Consider the following 17383-nt stretch of genomic DNA (forward strand, 5'->3'; position numbering starts at 1 on the left):
TAAGACTCATCATTATTGAAACCAATGAAAGGTTGATAAGCTACCAAGCAGAAAATAATTGATCATCAGCACAAGAAATGAAGCGACATTCCATCGCGCCACAATTTTGCCCTGCATATTTCTCACCAGTCTAATGTATAAGTAAAAGCCGTATAAAAACAGCATAATAAACGAACCGAGCACCTTTGCATCTGTCCAGTACAACGTATCATACGAAATATATGCCCATATAATGCCAAGAATTAAACTAAGCAAGAGCATCGGCACGCCAATAATATTTAAGACATACGCCATGTGATCAAGCTTTGATAAGTCTTCAATTCTCAAAAGCCATTTTCCCCATTTTTTCTTTTTCAGCAAACGATATTGAAATAGGTAGAGTAGTGAAAAAGCAAATGAAAGTGAAAAAGCGCCGTATGATAAAATGGCCATCGTAATATGAATGACGAGCAGCTCACTCGTCAGCTTTCCCGTCAGTTCGGCAGAATGAAGATCGGATGGTGTAAAGGTGTGAATCGCCATCATGGAAAAACCAATCACATTTGTAAAAAAGACAATAAATTCAACGCGTAATACTTTTGTCAAAACAAGTGACAATGTCACAAGCACCCACGTATAAAAATATAACCCCTCTGCTACATTCAACACAGGGAATCGGTCTGTTTCCATCATAATATAAAACATGTAGACTGTTTGCAGCAGCCAGACAATAGAAAGCAACCAGAAAGCCATTTTTCCAGCCTTCCGGTTGTGTTGAAGAAAATCTATGAAATAGAACAAGACACTGAGTGCATAGATCAAGGTCGTCGCTTCGCCTAGTCTCGCTACAATGGATTCCATCATCGCTTAATCACTCACTGGCAACTGTAGCAAGGCCTTGTGCCATATTTGTTTTAAACAGCTGAAATGCCCCTTGCTCCACCTGCATCGGCTCTGCCTTTTGCTCTTCATCTTCAACCTGTAAATCAAAGATTTCTTTAAAGAGTAAAAGTTTTTCCTCTGCATTCGGCTCCCCGGCAATTTCTTTGGCCTTTAAGATAGGATCTTTCAGCATTTGATTGATGATGCTTTTCGTATGTTTATTTAACAGCTTCATTTCACGATTTGTGAGGTTTGGAAGCTTTCGTTCGATGCTTTGCATCGTATCCGCTTGAATCGAGAGTGCTTTTTCTCTTAAAGCAGAAATCACAGGAACCACTCCGAGTGTATTAAGCCATTGCTTAAATTCCACAATTTCAGCTTCGATGAGAAGCTCCACCTCTTCAGCTACTGCACGGCGCTCTTTCAGGTTAGCTGCCACAATGCCCTCAAGGTCATCAATGTCATACAAAAAAGCACCTTCTACTTCAGAAATAGCTGGATCTAAATCACGTGGTACTGCAATATCCACCATGAATAGAGGTCTGCCTTTTCTCTGTTTGTTCGCTTTTTCGACCATTTCCTTTGTGATCACAAATTGTTTAGCCCCAGTAGAGCTAATTAAAATATCCGCTTCAGATAAAGTTTTTTCTAATTGATTCAAGCTCTTAGGCTCTCCTGAAAAACGGCCGGCCAGTTCTTTGGCCTTTTCAAACGTTCGATTGATGACTGTTACCTGGCCAATCCCTTGACCTTGAAGGTTTTGAGCCGCCAGCTCGCCCATTTTACCCGCACCAAGAATAAGGACATGCTTATCAGAAAGACGTCCAAAGATTTTTTTGGCAAGTTCCACTGCCGCATAGCTGACAGATACAGCATTAGACGCAATATCTGTTTCCGCATGAGAGCGCTTCGCAACTGTTACCGCCTGCTTAAACAAATAATTGAAAACGGTACCAATGGTCTTCTCCTCTTGAGCGACTTTAAAGCTTGAGCGCACTTGACCGAGTATTTGTGTTTCACCAATGACCATAGAATCAAGTCCACAGGCAACTCGGAATAAATGCTCAACCGCTCCATCATTTTCATAAAACTTCAAATATGGAGAGACATCTTCTTTTTCTAAACCGAACCAATCTGCTAAAAATCTTTTTATATAAAACCGACCAGTATGAAGCTGATCTACAACTGCGTAGATCTCTGTTCGATTACATGTTGAGATGACGATATTCTCTAGAATGCTTTTTTCTTCTTTAAGCTTGGACATCGCTGTTCCGAGCTCGCTCGGTTCAAAGCTCAGCTGTTCCCGTATCTCAACAGGGGCTGTTTTATAATCTAAACCCACAACAAGAATATGCATAACTTCAGCTTGCACCCCCAACGCCCTGTCTAATTTATAATAATTACAATATAGAATTTATTATTTATAATGATTATAACATATATTCATTTTTAACTGGATAAAAATTGTGAACAGATTTCAAAAATGTTGTGATATAGTAGAAAAATGTTCGACATCGAATGCCATATCATCACTTCAAGCAATTTATCAGATTTGGCGCGTGCGGACAAATGATCTGCTTATAAGAAGGTGACATCTTTGAAGAAGAAATCTATTTTGCTGCCGCTCACTTTGCTGGCTGTAGCGCTTTATGCCATTCTCTCAGGAGATCAATTTGACATTTGGAAAGATCAGGAGAAATGGTATACACTTGTACTGCTTTTTGGCCTTGCTTTCTTATATCAAGGAAAGAAGGAGCAGGAAACCTCTCATGTGTTTATCGGTATGCTCATGACAGGCCTTGCGCTACACTTTATCCTTCAGCCGAAATTAGAACACTGGCCAGATACATTTACGATGATTGTGTTCATCGTCGGCCTCGCACTTTTGATGAAATCATCACAGAAAAAGGAATATCGAATAGAAAGTGTTGTTCTCATTGCACTCGGTCTATTCCTTTATTTCTTTCAACAAATTACAAAGCAACTTAGCACACTTTCGATCCCTACTTCCGGTTTTGAATTGTACTGGCCATATGTATTGATTGCCGTCAGTCTCCTCTTATTATTTTTAAAAAGGAAATAACTTATACAATATAATTGTTTGATAAGCCATCAATTGGATGTTTTATAATACACATCTTACGAGAAGAATAAGATCCAGTTTAACTGATATAGACGACAATAACCGCCTTATCTGCAGTTGCTTGTGTAGCAACATTTTGCGGGTAAGGCGGTTTTGTTTTTTTCCCCTTATGTCAAGTATCATTAAATTGATATCAGTGTCACTGTCAAGCAATTATTATCATTTTTATGGTTTCGTCTCAAGTTCATTTTCATCAGGTAATCTAAATCCAAATTCTTTTTCCCATAAATCATTTCCGCTATCAAACATTTCATTTAGTATATCCACTTCATCAGCTTGATTCCCAAATCCAGCATCATGAGCTAAAATAACGCCGAAATACGACATACAATCGTAATAATAGTTTTGTGGTAACAGCATATGTAAATGCCAAACCTCATCAATTTCAGTATTTGGGGCAAAAGAACAATCGGGATATTTTTTGATCAGGAACCAAAATTTTTTGTATTGATCTACTAATCGAGTGACATTCTCTTTATCCATTCCTTCAAAATAGTAACCAAACTTCAAACATGCTTCTACTAAGTCCACCGAAAAGTCAGGATAACTCACTTTATCCATTCATTGAATTCCCCTTTTTAAAATATTTTTTAGAATCAAAAATCGAATGATTCCTATACAAAGACATAATGGAATGATGTAAGCAATATTGAAAAATTTCGAACTTTCCAACATGAATGTAATCACTGTTATGATTAATATCGTTCCTAGCTGATTCAATGTATTCATACCTGCAAGTGCCATACTTCTATAGTGAGGATCAAAAAAAACTAAAAAAGATGCTTTGATTAAGCTCATAAACAACGGGTTAATGAGTGTCAAAATAAAAAAACCAATTAAAAACAGTGAACTATTAGGCGCTAAAATCATTAGAATTAACCCAAACGTGAGATATATCGTTATAAGATAGACTTTCGAATGTATTTTTTGTATATCCATTCTTCGGATCAATAAATTTCCTAGTAAAACCGATACTCCGCCAATTAGCCAAAATAATGATACAGTAAGATCACTTGCTGAAAACGTTTCTTTCAGAATAATAAACGAATAATTCATTACTACAGGTAAAAACATCCCATCAATAAACATGATGAACAAATAACTCTTTGGTACTTTTTTAAATATTTCAACATTCGCGAAAGATATACTTTCGATTTTCAACTGGGCAACAATTGGATACAAATACTCATAAACCAACAAACCAATAAAAAAGAGCAGAAAAACAAGATACATTTCTGATCCAAAGAATATAAACAAAATTGGCCCACTAAAGAAACCAATTGTTTTAGCTGAGAGTAAAAACATATTACGATATGCAATATCTTTATGGGGTTGATTGGATAAAAACATGTTAAATCCCGATTCTAAAATAAACGATAAGCCATTTATAAAAAATTGAAAAGCAAGCATTAAAAAAAACATTAGATTAAATAATTGATTGTTTAAAGCAAAAAACGAAGCAAGGGTTAGGATAGACAATGTGGTGATGAAAAATTTTGCCGTGTATTTAGATAAAATTTTAAATAAATAGTTGCTCACAATATTACTTAAAATAAACGAAAAGCCACCAATCAGATACATACTGCCTGCATAAAAATATGAACCAGTCATCTCAAAGAAATAAAGAGGCAATCCAGTCCAAACTAGTGCCCCTATGAAAACAATCATAGTATCCAAATAAACTAATGTACTCACTCTACTAATATTCATGTACACTATTCCTTATTTAAGTGTTAAGAAACAGAGATTCTAAAAAACCTCTGTTTCTCATCATACTCTCTTACTTTTTCTTTAATTCCTTTTGCATTTCTTTCATTTCATTTAGCGAGTAATTATAGCATGTTCTCGCTTTCAGTTTTGATTGTTTTTCCTTCATTTCATTTAGTGAGTAATTGTAACAAGTTCTTGCTTTTAATTTCATTATTACCACTCCTATCTGAAATATTTTCAATATCATATTACTGCAATTGATTTTATTTGTAAATATGGAAATTAATTATAATTTAACATCTATTTAAATAAACTTTCGGCATTCAATAATTTCTAGAAACAGAACGAATTTAAACTTAATCGCTTTCCTTCAAGTTCTACGTTTTTCTCACCATATGAAAAAAAGTTGTAAGAAAACAAATGTTTTCTTACAACTTTTTATTATCTTCTTAGCTGTTAATCTTCGCAAGGATCGCATTCCAGGCTTCATCTTTTCCCTTTTTTGTTTCAGAAGAGAAAAGGATTAATTCATCTGATGGGTCGATGTCGAGTGTCTGTTTGACGACTTTCGCATGCTTTTCCCATTTGCCTTTTGGAATTTTATCGGCCTTTGTCGCAATAATGATCACAGGAACTCCATAGTATTTAAGGAATTCATACATGTTCACATCATCTGCGGATGGCTTATGACGCAGATCCACAATTTGGACGACTGCTTTTAACTCTTCACGCATTGTAATATACGTTTCGATCATTCTCCCCCATGCTTCGCGCTCTGTTTTTGATACTTTTGCAAAGCCATAACCTGGGACGTCCACAAAATGGAGCATATCATTAATAATGTAAAAATTAAGCGTCTGGGTCTTTCCTGGTTTAGAAGACGTACGCGCTAAATTTTTCCGATTAATCAATGAGTTAATGAACGAGGACTTTCCAACATTTGATCGTCCAGCAAGTGCGATCTCAGGCAGTCCCCCGCTCGGGTACTGCTCTGGTTTCACCGCACTAATGACGATATCTGATTTTGTTACTTTCATCTTCCCTCTCCTACTAACGCTTTCTCAAGCACCTCATCTAAATGTGAAACCGGAATAAAAGTTAATCCGTCTCTCACACTTTCAGGAATATCATCAATATCCTTCTCATTGTCCTTTGGAAGAATAATCGTTTTCAGTCCTGCACGATGTGCGCCTAATGCTTTTTCTTTTAATCCGCCAATCGGAAGCACTCTTCCTCTTAACGTAATTTCTCCTGTCATGCCAACCTCTTTTGAAACAGGACGTCCTGTGAGTGCTGATACAAGAGCCGTCGCAATGGTAATACCAGCTGATGGCCCGTCCTTTGGAACCGCACCCTCTGGAACATGGATGTGAATATCGTGCTTTTCATTAAATTGAGGATCAATGTTCAGTTCATCTGCTTTTGAACGAACATAACTGAATGCCGCCTGCGCAGATTCTCTCATGACATCACCGAGCTTACCTGTTAGCAAAAGCTTGCCTTTACCCGGCGAGAGTGAGACCTCGATGGACAAAGTGTCTCCGCCAACTGTGGTATATGCAAGGCCTGTGACAACGCCGATCTGATCTGTCGTTTCCGCCTGACCATAACGGTAAAGTCTTTTTCCGAGGAATTCAGATAAGTTCTTTTCCGTCACTATGATGCGTTTGCGGTCTTCAGCCACAATTGCTCTTGCCGCTTTTCGGCAAATCGCCGCAAGCTGACGCTCTAACCCGCGGACTCCTGCTTCTCTCGTGTAATAGCGAATCATATCGTAAATCGCTGCTTCACGAAGCTGCAAGTTCCCTTTCTTTAATCCGTGCTCCTTTAGCTGCTTCGGCAGAAGGTGATCTTTCACAATTTCTGCTTTTTCAACTTCCGTATACCCTGCAATCGTGATAATCTCCATTCTATCACGAAGTGGACCTGGAATGGTTGCTAAATTGTTGGCAGTTGCGATAAATAAGACTTGAGACAAATCAAATGTCTCTTCAATATAATGATCGCTAAAGTTATGATTTTGCTCTGGATCTAACACTTCAAGCATCGCAGAAGACGGATCTCCTCTAAAGTCAGAAGACATTTTATCAATTTCATCTAAAAGAAAGACCGGATTCATCGTGCCCGCCTTGCTCATCCCGCGAATGATACGGCCCGGCATCGCACCTACATAAGTTCTTCGATGACCACGGATCTCAGATTCATCACGTACACCGCCAAGAGAGATACGGATAAACTTTCGATCGAGTGATTTGGCAATGGATTTAGCAAGTGACGTCTTCCCTACCCCAGGAGGTCCTGCTAAGCAAAGAATCGGTCCCTTTAATGAATTTGTCAGTTTCTGAACAGCAAGATATTCGAGTACCCGCTCTTTTACTTTTTCAAGCCCGTGGTGCTCGTCATCTAAAATTTCGCTTGCAAGCTTTAAATCTAGACGATCTTCTGTATAAGTGCCCCACGGCAGATTGATCAGCCAATCAATATAATTGCGAATGACAGAACTCTCAGCAGAGCTTGAAGGGATTTTTTCATAACGGTTCAGTTCTTTTAAAGCCGTTTCACGAACGGAATCTGGCATGCCGGACTCTTCAATTTTAGCCATAAGCGTACTGACTTCGCCTGTTTTCCCCTCTTTGTCTCCAAGCTCTTTTTGAATAGCTTTCATTTGTTCGCGCAAATAATATTCTTTTTGCGTTCGCTCCATTGAACGTTTGACACGCTGGCCAATTTTCTTTTCAATCTCTAGCACTTCTTTTTCATTGTGAATGAGACTGATGACCCGATTCAACCGTTTTTTGACATCGACTGTTTCCAGCACTTCTTGCTTGTCTTTTAATTTCAAAGGAAGGTGGGAAGCGACGATATCCGCCATTCTTCCAGGTTCTTCAATATCCGTTACCGTTGCATATGTTTCAGCTGAGATTTTTTTTGAAATTTTTATGTACTGATCAAAGTGATCTAACAAAGTGCGCATGAGTGCTTCTGCTTCTGCGTCCTTTAATTCTTCTTCTGTCAACTCTTTAATATCGACTGACGTATAGTCTTCTAGCTCCATGTAGGATTCGATCTGCGCTCGATTTAAGCCTTCGACGAGCACACGGATCGTTCCATTTGGCAGCTTCAGCATTTGTTTAATTTTTGTGTAGGTGCCGACTTTGAAAATTTCCTCTTCACCTGGTTCATCTATTGAAATTTCCCGCTGTGTTGCTAGAAAAATCATATGATCGTTCATCATCGCCTGTTCTAATGCTTGAACAGACTTTTCGCGCCCAACGTCCAAATGCAAGACCATTGTTGGATAAACAAGCAAGCCTCGCAGCGGAAGGAGCGGAACATTCTTTTTGATTTCATCTGCCATGTTGATAGACACCTCCGTCACTAGTATGAATCATTATAATATACCTGTTTCAGTCTTGTACAATGTAAAAGACTTGAGAAATGATGATCTTACCGTAGTATACCCTTTCTTTTTATCTTGAAAAAGAAAAAAAGATCTATTTCACTAAAAAATCCCCATATGAGATGGGGATTAAACAGATTTCCTTTTCATTTCTTCTTCTAGTCCATCTTTCTTCTCATCTGGCGGATTGACCAAACACTGATCCAGCACTTCTTGGAAGTGCTTCACAGGCACAATCGTAACCCCTTCAATCTCTTTTAAGATCGACTGCTGATTGTCATAAGGGATGATCACTGTTTTGACACCCGCTTGTTTGGCTGCCTTGATTTTTGGTATGACACCGCCGATCGGCTTCACCTGACCTTGTAATCCAATCTCACCGGTCATCGCCGTTAAATGATCAATCGGGATTTGATGAATGGCTGAGAAAATGGCTGTGGCCATCGCAATTCCAGCAGACGGCCCATCAATCGGGGCACCAGCCGGAAAATTAATGTGGATATCATATTCATTTGTTCGTATGCCTAAGTTTCGAAGCACGGTTAAGACATTTTCAACTGAGCCCTTCGCCATACTTTTCCGTCTGATCGATTTCGACTGATTGCCGATGCTTTCTTCTTCCGCAATACCAGTAATATTGATACTGCCTTTTTCAAGCGCTTTACAAATGTTCACTTCAATTTCAAGCAGAGCCCCGCTGTTCGGTCCATACACGGCAAGACCATTTACTACTCCTACCTTTGGCTTTTCCGGTACTTTTTGTTCATATCTTGGTGTCAGCTGGCTTGAATGAATGACCCATTCTACATCGGCAATCGTAATATCCTTTCGGTTTTCAGTGACAGCCATACCTGCGGCAATCTGTACCATGTTGACCGCTTCACGTCCATTTTTCACATAGGATGTTAACAAGTTCAGTCCTTCATCACTTAATTCCTTCTGTATTTTCTCGACTGCTTTAGCTGCAACAATTTTCAGCTCATGCTGATCCAAATCCTTGAAGAAAATCTCCAAACATCTTGATCGAATAGCCGGCGGAATTTCGTCCGGTGTTCTTGTCGTGGCACCAATCAATCGAAAATCAGCGGGCAACCCATTTTGAAAAATATCATGGATGTGATTCGGGATCTGCGTATTTTCTTCACTGTAATAAGCACTGTCTAAAAACACTTTTCGATCTTCTAGCACTTTGAGCATTTTGTTCATTTGAATCGGATGCAGTTCTCCAATTTCATCGATAAAGAGAACGCCCCCATGAGCATGTGTGACGGCTCCTTGTTTCGGCTGCGGAATGCCTGCCTGTCCCATGGCTCCTGCTCCTTGATAAATGGGATCATGTACGGAACCAATCAAGGGGTCTGCGATGCCTCGTTCATCAAATCTTGCCGTTGTGGCATCAAGCTCAACAAATACTGCATCTTTTTTAAATGGTGAATCAGCGTGACGCTTCGCCTCTTCCATCACTAGACGGGCAGCAGCTGTTTTTCCAACACCAGGCGGCCCGTAGACGATGACATGTTGCGGGTTCGGTCCACACAGGGCAGCTTTAAGTGCACGTATACCGTCTTCCTGCCCTACAATATCTTGAAACCCCTTTGGCCGGACTCTCTCTGATAAAGGTTCACTCAGTTTAATGGATCGCATCTTTCTGAGTGCTTCCATTTCTTTCTTTGATTCTTTATCGATCGTCACCTTTTGTGTGCGCTGATTTTTAAGTAAGTTCCAAAAGTACAACCCGATGACGATACCAAAGAACAGTTGTATGAATAATACGATTCCTGTCCAGCTCAATCGGTGCTCCCTCCTTCATCTATCGTTATGTATTGGTTTCTGTCTGCTAGTATTTCCTAGAGCTGGACGGAATAAACACAACTTCCACGATAAATAAAAAACTCCTGAATCAAAAGATTCAGGAGTCATTCAAATGGGCTTATGCTGATGTTTTTGTATCTTTATTCACGACTGTACCGTCTTTTAAGACAAGACGAGGCGGCTCACCATCAGCAACCGTTGCACCAGTAATGACACATTTCTCAATATCATCACGAGATGGAAGATCAAACATCACATCAAGCATGATGCCTTCAATGATGGAGCGAAGACCACGAGCTCCTGTTTTACGCTCAATTGCTTTTTTCGCAATTTCGCTAAGAGCATCTTCTTCAAACTCAAGTTCAACATCATCAAGCTCAAGCATTTTTGTATATTGCTTAACGAGCGCATTTTTAGGCTTCGTCAAGATTTCTACAAGTGCTTTTTCATCTAACGGCTCTAGGCTTGCAATAACCGGAAGACGACCGATGAATTCTGGGATTAAACCGAAGCGAAGTAAGTCTTCTGGCAGAACTTTTGATAGAAGGACTTCTTTTTCAAGATCTTCAATTTTATTTTCCGCACCGAATCCAATCACTTTTTGACCTAGGCGGCGTTTGATAATTTGCTCAATGCCGTCAAAGGCTCCACCACAAATGAAGAGGATATTTGTTGTATCAATCTGAATGAATTCTTGATGAGGATGCTTACGTCCACCTTGAGGCGGTACACTAGCGACTGTTCCTTCAAGAATTTTCAAAAGGGCTTGCTGTACACCTTCCCCAGATACATCACGGGTGATAGAAGGGTTTTCTGATTTTCTTGCTACTTTATCGATCTCATCGATGTAGATAATGCCTTTTTCAGCTTTTTCTACATCATAATCTGCTGCTTGGATCAGCTTTAGTAAAATATTCTCTACGTCTTCCCCAACGTAACCTGCTTCTGTTAAAGACGTCGCATCTGCAATCGCAAATGGAACATTTAAAATACGTGCAAGTGTTTGAGCAAGTAATGTTTTACCGCTTCCTGTAGGTCCAATCATAGAAATGTTACTTTTCGAAAGCTCAACATCATCAATCTTACTGTTGGAATTAATCCGCTTGTAATGGTTATAAACCGCTACAGCTAAGGATTTCTTCGCATTCTCTTGTCCGATGACATATTCATCAAGAATCTCCCGGATTTCATGAGGTTTCGGAACATCCTTGAATTCAACTTCTTCCTCAGTACCGAGCTCTTCTTCAACTATTTCCGTGCAAAGCTCGATACATTCATCACATATATATACGCCAGGTCCTGCGACCAGTTTACGCACTTGATCTTGCGTTTTTCCGCAAAACGAGCATTTTAATTGACCTTTTTCCTCGTTGAATTTAAACATTCTTTCACCCCTTATTCTTCTTCACTTGCCTGTAGCTAACAGTCAGCTACCCTTCTGGGTCCAGTATGTATGCATTTTACCATACTTTCCTAAAAGACGGTAATGATGTGTTTGTAACACTGCACATTGAGATATGTATGACAGAAAGATGCGACTTACACTATCGTTTCCAAAAGATGCGATGATAAGTCAAAAATTGTACAAAACAAGGCACGAGTCACTCGCGCCCTGTTTTATTATTATGCACCATATTAACGGTTTTCTACAAGAAAATCAATTGCTTTACGAACTTTTAAATCTTCTTTCATTGCTTCAGTAGAACCGATCGCTTGTTTGATATTTTCAACTGGCATGTTGTATGCTTCAGCCATTTTTGAAAGTTCTTCTTCCACTTCTTCATCAGACACTTGTAGGTCTTCTGCAGCAGCAATTGCTTCAAGAGTAAGATTAGATTTTACGCGTTTAGCAGCATCTTCTTTCATTTGCTCTTTTAGCGCATCTTCATCTTGTCCAGAGAACTGGAAGTAAAGCTCAAGGTTCATCCCTTGCATTTGAAGACGTTGTTCGAATTCTTTCATCATGCGGTCTAACTCAGTGTCAACCATCGCTTGAGGAACGTCAACTTCCGCATTTTCAGAAGCTTTTGCTACTAGCTCTTCACGAAGTTTGCCTTCTGCTTCGTTTTCTTTTGCTTCTTCAAGACGTTTCTTCGTTTTTTCAGTTAATTCAGCAATCGTTTCAACTTCTTCATCAACATCTTTAGCGAACTCATCGTCAAGTGCTGGAAGTTCTTTTGCTTTAATTTCATGAATTTTCACTTTGAATACAGCTGGTTTACCCGCAAGGTCTTCAGCATGATATTCTTCTGGGAATGTCACTTCAACGTCTTTTTCTGCACCTGCTTCAAGACCAACCAATTGCTCTTCGAAACCAGGGATGAATGAACCAGAACCTACTTCAAGAGAGTAGTTCTCAGCTTTTCCGCCTTCGAATGCTTCTCCATCAACGAATCCTTCGAAATCTAGAACAACTGTATCGCCGTTTTCGATTGCGCCTTCTTCTTTGACAACAAGCTCAGCTTGACGGTTTTGCATAGCTTTTAACTCTTCTTGGACATCTTCATCAGATACAGATGTGTCGTCTTTTTCTACGTTAAGACCTTTGTAGTCACCAAGTTTCACTTCTGGCTTCACTGTTACTTTTGCAGTGAAGATTAAGCTTTCGCCTTTTTCGATTTTCTCAACATCGATTTCAGGGCGGTCAACCGGCTCGATACCAGCTTCGTCGATTGCTTTCGGATATTCAACTGGAAGAAGAATATCTAGTGCATCTTGATAAAGAGATTCTACTCCAAAACGCTGCTCGAAAAGACCACGTGGTACTTTCCCTTTACGGAATCCAGGGATTGATACTTGCTTAACTACTTTCTTAAATGCATCATCAAGTGCTTTGTTAAATGTTTCAGCGTCAACTTCTACTGTTAAGACACCTTCGTTACCTTCTTGTTTTTCCCATTTTACTGACATGTGTGTTTCCCTCCAAAAATCTATTCAGATTGTGCGTTGTTACATTCTAAAGCATCATAAAGACTTCGTCCAATCAAAAACCACGCACTCCGCTAAAGAAGCGGTCTTATGTATACAACATTTGACTTGATTATACATAACGTCTTTCAACCGTTGGAATCTTACAACCGCACGATATATGCACAAATACAACCATTATATTATAACATAACAAGTCCGTCTTTCAACTAAATCGACAAATTACAAATAAGAAATTTCTTCAATATCTTTCAGCATTGTACAAGCTTCTCTCAGCTCTCGTTCGTTAAAATCATACAATAAATGCAATTCTTCGAGGTCAATCTCGATTCCATGCATTTCATAGCCGACTTTATGAAGTGCCGCAGCCCAAAGATTCGGATCCGTATATTTAGGAAGAAATGGATATAGCACAAATAAGTGCCGGCGCCATAACTCTTCAACTCCTTGGTAAAGGGTTGGGTTCTCATTGCCGAGTGTGTCATCGAGCTTTCGAAGGACTTGCTGAAGCAGTGGCATTTGCTCTGGCTTGACAGCCTCAGAAGGAACAAGCGTTAAAGAATCACCGAACTTCGTCACATGAACCGGCTTTGCCACATCATGATCTGACAGAAGTTGCAGGATCAATGATTTGACCAAAGGGTTGCCATCAGGCTTTTGTAGGATCGTATTTAATAGACCCATATGCGGCGTGATGTTTCGGTCTTTCAGCGAATGGATGAACTGCACCTGCTCTTCTGGCCGCTCGAGCATTTCATCTATATTGATTTCTCCGCTGCCTTCCTCGTCTTCGTCTAAAATCTCTTCTGGTGATTCAATCATCTTTCTGCTAAATTCAAGCAGCTTATAAAAATGCTCCGCGCTTTCTGCTGGAAGGTGATTTTCTTCAAGGACAGCCTCAATTGTTTGTTTGACTTCCTCGTACTCTTTCAGCTGAATTAAGATGGTCATATATACTTGAAGCACAGTGAAATAGTGGCCATATCCTTCATGTAGCATCTTTTCACAGACTCGCTTTGCATCCTGCAGCTCACCAAGCTCTAGAAAACAAATCGCCATACCGAGATGAATATCGGATTCTTCATCGTCATCATACGATTTCGCTTCTGAAAATAAGTGAAGCGCCTCTTGATACTGTTTATCTTTTAATGCTGCCATTCCTTTTTCAATCAGTCTTTCTTTCAGACCAGGAAACAAAATGACATTATCTTTCTTCTTGTCATGTTTCATGCTTACGTTCCTTTCGGGCGCATATTTTTTATCAGTTTACCAACGAAGGTTAGTAAACACAAGTAACGAGAGGTTTTCATGCAAAAAAGAAGCCGTCACACCACGGGGACGGCTTCTCGTTGTTTATGCACGCAGCCAGCTGCTACGTTTTTCTTCAAATGCTTGAATCTCATCTTCTAGTAACAATGTTAATGAAATCTCATCATAGCCATTCAGGAGCATTTCTCTCCAGTGTGGATCTACATCGAAAGGAGTAACATTCCCTTCATGGTCTTGAATCTGTTGTTTTTCCAGATCAACTGTCATTTCATATCCTTTGTTTTCATATGATGCAGCAAACGTTTTCCACACATCATAATCAAGGCGGATCGGAAGCATCCCGTTTTTAAAACAGTTTTGATGAAAAATATCGGCGAAAGATGGGGCAATGACAATTTTGAAACCATAATCATCAAGTGCCCAAGGCGCATGTTCCCTTGATGATCCGCAGCCAAAGTTTTCGCCTGCGATCAAAATAGAGGCTCCTTCATAAATCGGCTGATTGAGTTCAAAATCTGGATTCGGACTGCCATCTGCTAAATATCGCCAGTCGAAGAAGGCAAATCGGCCATATCCTGTTCGTTCGATTCTTTTCAAAAACTGTTTCGGAATGATTTGATCTGTATCTACATTTATACGGTTAAGCACAGCGGCTTTTCCTTTATGAGTGACTAAAGGCTCCATCTATGACACAACTCCTTACACGACTGTTTTCTCTTGATTAAACTTCCTGACATCGACAAATCGGCCATGTATGGCAGCCATTGCAGCCATTGCCGGGCTGACAAGATGCGTTCTTGCACCCTTCCCTTGACGTCCCTCAAAGTTACGGTTTGATGTAGATGCACAGCGTTCACCTTCTGGCACCACATCGTTATTCATGCTGAGGCACATACTACAGCCAGATTCTCTCCATTCAAATCCTGCTTCTAGGAAAATTTCATGAAGACCTTCTTCTTCTGCTTGCAGTTTGACACTTTGTGAGCCAGGAACCACAATCGCTCTGACATGATCAGCTACTTTTTGTCCTTCAATCATAGAAGCGGCTTGGCGTAAATCAGTCATTCTTGAGTTCGTACATGAGCCAATAAACACATGCTCAATCGTAATATCTTCAATACGCTGATGCGGGTGAACCCCCATGTATTCATAAGCACGTTTTGCTTCTTTTTGGTCATCTTCTTGTGCAAAATCTTCAGGTCCTGGAATTGCTGCATCCACAGGGAGCACCATTCCTGGGTTAATTCCCCACGTGACCATTGGTGAAATATGATTTCCATCTAAAACAATGGTTTTATCATAGGTCGCACCCGGATCTGTTCTTAGTTCTTTCCATTCTTTGATCGCTGCTTCGAAATCTTCACCCTGCGGTGCGTATTTTCGTCCGCGGCAATATTCAAAGGTCACTTCATCAGGTGCGATCAATCCTGCTCTTGCGCCTGCTTCAATTGACATATTACAAACGGTCATCCGCTCATCCATTGACATGTTTCTGAATACTTCCCCAGTGTATTCAATGACATAACCTGAACCGAACTTCACGCCATGTGCGCCAATGACTGCTAAAATGACATCTTTGGCTGTTACCCCTTTTTGAAGCGTTCCGTCTACTCTAATTTCTAGTGTCTTCGGACGCTGCTGCCAAAGTGTTTGTGTGGAAAGCACATGCTCAACCTCACTTGTGCCAATCCCAAAGGCAAGTGCACCAAATGCGCCATGAGTAGATGTATGACTATCTCCACACACGATTGTTTTCCCCGGAAGTGTTAAACCAAGCTCTGGTCCAACGACATGAACAATTCCTTGGTCTACACTGTGAAGGTCAGCTAGACGGACCCCAAATTCAGCACAGTTGCGCTCTAGAGCACTGACTTGCTTCTTCGCAATCTCATCTTTGATCACAAATCGATTCACAGTCGGAATGTTGTGATCCATCGTCGCAAATGTGTTTTGTGGTCTTCGCACCTTGCGCCCTTTTTGTCTTAATCCTTCAAATGCTTGAGGTGACGTCACCTCATGCACCAAGTGCAGATCAATATATAAAAGGTCTGGTTTTCCCTCGCCATTTTTGACAACATGCTGATCCCATATTTTTTCGATGATTGTTCGAGGCATAACCCTTTTTCCTCCCTCTACCTAATTCAACAAGATTTCTATTTATACAATGGTTTTCGCCCGTTGTTTGAGTGCATCTACAACGGCTTTCGTGATATCATCAGTCGTTTCATACGTTCCCTCTTTTGCTGCTAGGTCCTTTGTTCGTTTGCCAGAGGCAAGAACGGCTTCCACAGCTGCTTCAATTGCAGCCGCTTCTTCTTCTAAAGCAAAGGATGTTCTAAGCAAGCTGGCTGCTGACAATATAGTAGCCAGAGGGTTTGCGACATTTTGCCCCGCAATATCGGGTGCTGAACCATGAATCGGCTCATATAAATGTAGGCCGGTGCTTGATAAACTAGCAGATGGCAGCATGCCGAGTGAGCCAGTAATCATAGATGCTTCGTCACTTAAAATGTCACCAAACATATTCTCTGTCACGATGACATCAAATTGAGCGGGCTTATAAATAAGTTGCATCGCAGCATTATCGACGAGCATGTGCTCATATGCGACATCTGGATACTGGGATGCAACTTCTTCTACCGCATCCCGCCATAGTTTACTCGAAGCGAGAACATTCGCTTTATCCACAGACGTTACTTTTTTCCGTCTTGTTAACGCCATGTCGAACGCTTCTTTTAATACACGAACAATCTCTTCCTTTGTATAAAGAAGTGTATCAACCGCAGCTTCTTTTCCTTCATCATCCGTGTAGCGCTCACTTGGTTCGCCAAAGTAGAGGCCTCCAGTTAATTCACGAACGATGACGAAATCTACTCCGTTAATGTGATCTTGTTTTAACGGTGAAGCCTCACTCAAGCTATCAAATACTTTGACAGGGCGGATGTTCGCAAATAAGTCCAGCTGCTTGCGAATGGAGAGCAAGCCTTTTTCTGGGCGAAGTTCTGGCGGGTTTTGATCCCACTTTGGTCCGCCAACGGCTCCTAATAAAATCGCATCTGCGCTTTTGCACACTTCTACTGTTTCTTTAGGGAGCGGATTGTTTTTTTCATCTATCGCTATACCGCCAATGAGAGCTGTTTCGAATTCAAATTCGTGTTGAAATTGAGCCGCTGTCTCTTTCAGGACAGCGACGGCTGATGTGACGACTTCCGGTCCGATTCCATCGCCGGGCAAAAGTGCAATTTTCTTTTTCATGAGTC

The 17383-nt window shown here is 40.4% G+C and carries 15 protein-coding genes; 1 reads left to right on the plus strand and 14 read right to left on the minus strand.

Features of this window, described 5'->3' with window-relative positions:
* Window positions 1-12 precede the first annotated feature (12 nt).
* A complete protein-coding gene (locus MHI58_RS13340; protein ID WP_007501558.1) occupies window positions 13-843 on the minus strand; it encodes a cytochrome c biogenesis protein in 831 nt (276 codons plus the stop codon).
* Window positions 844-850: 7 nt separating this feature from the next.
* Complete coding sequence (gene hemA / locus MHI58_RS13345; protein WP_024718410.1) at window positions 851-2218, minus strand: glutamyl-tRNA reductase; 1368 nt, start codon at window positions 2216-2218, stop codon at window positions 851-853.
* 240 nt (window positions 2219-2458) lie between these two features.
* On the opposite strand from hemA, the gene MHI58_RS13350 reads away from it, so the two are divergent.
* Window positions 2459-2944 (plus strand): hypothetical protein, encoded by a 486-nt coding sequence (locus tag MHI58_RS13350; protein ID WP_024718411.1) that lies wholly within the window; start codon window positions 2459-2461, stop codon window positions 2942-2944.
* A gap of 225 nt (window positions 2945-3169) precedes the next feature.
* Here MHI58_RS13350 and MHI58_RS13355 read toward each other — a convergent pair whose 3' ends face one another.
* The 12 genes from MHI58_RS13355 to leuB all read right to left on the minus strand — a co-directional run bounded on the left by MHI58_RS13355 (window position 3170) and on the right by leuB (window position 17378).
* Entirely contained in the window at window positions 3170-3565 is a 396-nt protein-coding gene (locus MHI58_RS13355; protein WP_041506780.1) for a hypothetical protein, read from the minus strand.
* Window positions 3566-4714: an MFS transporter gene (locus MHI58_RS13360; RefSeq protein WP_045034123.1), complete on the minus strand. Its 1149-nt coding sequence runs from the start codon at window positions 4712-4714 to the stop codon at window positions 3566-3568.
* Between the two features lie 70 nt (window positions 4715-4784).
* Window positions 4785-4925, minus strand: coding sequence for a hypothetical protein (locus MHI58_RS13365; RefSeq protein WP_017367733.1), 141 nt, complete (start codon window positions 4923-4925; stop codon window positions 4785-4787).
* A gap of 238 nt (window positions 4926-5163) precedes the next feature.
* Window positions 5164-5751 carry a ribosome biogenesis GTP-binding protein YihA/YsxC gene (gene yihA / locus MHI58_RS13370; RefSeq protein WP_007501562.1) on the minus strand — a complete coding sequence of 196 codons (588 nt, stop codon included), beginning with the start codon at window positions 5749-5751 and terminating at the stop codon, window positions 5164-5166.
* On the minus strand, window positions 5748-8072 hold the full coding sequence (gene lon / locus MHI58_RS13375) for an endopeptidase La (RefSeq protein ID WP_045034124.1): 2325 nt from the start codon (window positions 8070-8072) through the stop codon (window positions 5748-5750). The genes yihA and lon overlap by 4 nt, the downstream gene beginning before the upstream one ends.
* Before the next feature lie 171 nt (window positions 8073-8243).
* On the minus strand, window positions 8244-9905 hold the full coding sequence (gene lonB, locus MHI58_RS13380) for an ATP-dependent protease LonB (protein ID WP_007501566.1): 1662 nt from the start codon (window positions 9903-9905) through the stop codon (window positions 8244-8246).
* A gap of 139 nt (window positions 9906-10044) precedes the next feature.
* Window positions 10045-11310, minus strand: coding sequence for an ATP-dependent protease ATP-binding subunit ClpX (gene clpX, locus MHI58_RS13385; protein ID WP_007501568.1), 1266 nt, complete (start codon window positions 11308-11310; stop codon window positions 10045-10047).
* A gap of 251 nt (window positions 11311-11561) precedes the next feature.
* Entirely contained in the window at window positions 11562-12836 is a 1275-nt protein-coding gene (gene tig, locus MHI58_RS13390; protein ID WP_017358146.1) for a trigger factor, read from the minus strand.
* A gap of 240 nt (window positions 12837-13076) precedes the next feature.
* Window positions 13077-14084, minus strand: coding sequence for a DNA damage checkpoint antagonist DdcA (ddcA, locus tag MHI58_RS13395; protein ID WP_008342841.1), 1008 nt, complete (start codon window positions 14082-14084; stop codon window positions 13077-13079).
* 123 nt (window positions 14085-14207) lie between these two features.
* On the minus strand, window positions 14208-14807 hold the full coding sequence (leuD, locus tag MHI58_RS13400) for a 3-isopropylmalate dehydratase small subunit (RefSeq protein WP_008342843.1): 600 nt from the start codon (window positions 14805-14807) through the stop codon (window positions 14208-14210).
* Window positions 14808-14822: 15 nt separating this feature from the next.
* Complete coding sequence (gene leuC / locus MHI58_RS13405; RefSeq protein WP_007501575.1) at window positions 14823-16238, minus strand: 3-isopropylmalate dehydratase large subunit; 1416 nt, start codon at window positions 16236-16238, stop codon at window positions 14823-14825.
* A 42-nt stretch (window positions 16239-16280) separates the two neighbouring features.
* On the minus strand, window positions 16281-17378 hold the full coding sequence (leuB, locus tag MHI58_RS13410) for a 3-isopropylmalate dehydrogenase (RefSeq protein ID WP_045034125.1): 1098 nt from the start codon (window positions 17376-17378) through the stop codon (window positions 16281-16283).
* Window positions 17379-17383 lie beyond the last annotated feature (5 nt).

The sequence above is a fragment of the Bacillus sp. FSL K6-2869 genome (assembly GCF_040869405.1).
Taxonomy (GTDB): Bacteria; Bacillota; Bacilli; order Bacillales; family Bacillaceae; genus Bacillus; species Bacillus altitudinis.

Coding starts and splice junctions, on each gene's coding strand:
- leuB (WP_045034125.1), bottom strand. CDS start 17,378: ATGAAAAAGAAAATTGCACTTTTGCCCGGCGATGGAATCGGACCGGAA.
- MHI58_RS13365 (WP_017367733.1), bottom strand. CDS start 4,925: ATGAAATTAAAAGCAAGAACTTGTTACAATTACTCACTAAATGAAATG.
- MHI58_RS13355 (WP_041506780.1), bottom strand. CDS start 3,565: ATGGATAAAGTGAGTTATCCTGACTTTTCGGTGGACTTAGTAGAAGCA.
- clpX (WP_007501568.1), bottom strand. CDS start 11,310: ATGTTTAAATTCAACGAGGAAAAAGGTCAATTAAAATGCTCGTTTTGC.
- MHI58_RS13360 (WP_045034123.1), bottom strand. CDS start 4,714: ATGAATATTAGTAGAGTGAGTACATTAGTTTATTTGGATACTATGATT.
- lon (WP_045034124.1), bottom strand. CDS start 8,072: ATGGCAGATGAAATCAAAAAGAATGTTCCGCTCCTTCCGCTGCGAGGC.
- leuD (WP_008342843.1), bottom strand. CDS start 14,807: ATGGAGCCTTTAGTCACTCATAAAGGAAAAGCCGCTGTGCTTAACCGT.
- MHI58_RS13340 (WP_007501558.1), bottom strand. CDS start 843: ATGATGGAATCCATTGTAGCGAGACTAGGCGAAGCGACGACCTTGATC.
- hemA (WP_024718410.1), bottom strand. CDS start 2,218: ATGCATATTCTTGTTGTGGGTTTAGATTATAAAACAGCCCCTGTTGAG.
- leuC (WP_007501575.1), bottom strand. CDS start 16,238: ATGCCTCGAACAATCATCGAAAAAATATGGGATCAGCATGTTGTCAAA.
- ddcA (WP_008342841.1), bottom strand. CDS start 14,084: ATGAAACATGACAAGAAGAAAGATAATGTCATTTTGTTTCCTGGTCTG.
- yihA (WP_007501562.1), bottom strand. CDS start 5,751: ATGAAAGTAACAAAATCAGATATCGTCATTAGTGCGGTGAAACCAGAG.
- tig (WP_017358146.1), bottom strand. CDS start 12,836: ATGTCAGTAAAATGGGAAAAACAAGAAGGTAACGAAGGTGTCTTAACA.